The organism is Rhodococcus sp. P4_F3_2, from assembly GCF_056401335.1.
Genome location: NZ_JBFUJN010000153.1, coordinates 1 through 536 on the forward strand (window position 1 = coordinate 1; position 536 = coordinate 536).

Annotated in this window: 1 protein-coding gene; it reads right to left on the minus strand. The window is 42.4% G+C overall.

Features of this window, described 5'->3' with window-relative positions; genetic code table 11:
- On the minus strand, positions 1-536 hold a 536-nt coding region (locus tag AC1DWA_RS33195; protein WP_477917698.1), incomplete at both ends, for a hypothetical protein.

Consider the following 536-nt stretch of genomic DNA (forward strand, 5'->3'; position numbering starts at 1 on the left):
GAACGAGCACTAAATACATCCAGATTAAAGTTATCCAATCGATTTGTATAATAAACAACATTTACAACACCCAGAAGTGGTTCCACATCAATAGCCGGAAAAAAGTTTTGTGAGCCTTGGGGGGCTCCTGTAATAGAAACTGGCGAACTCCAGGTTGTTCCTCTATCAACGGACTTTGATAGAAAAACATCTGAATAGCCCAATCGATAATCTTGCCAAACGGCATAGATAGTGCCGTTATRGGGGCCACCTGATCTATCTGTAGAGAGATTTGCGAAGGTTAAAACTCGGAACCCGTATCCCGGAACTGGTAAAACTGTAGGAACAAGGACAACATTTGAGATGACAATAGGTGTGGCATCATATGTTGTCCCCCCATCAAATGAACGTCGAAGATAAAATGTAGACCCTTGATTAGTTGTAATCCAACCAGCATACACTATACCTGTTAGTCCTACAGTCACATCAGGGCGTTCCACTTGGTCATTTTCATTGGAAAGCAATGTGGTTTGTGGAAAGGTATTCCCACCATCGGT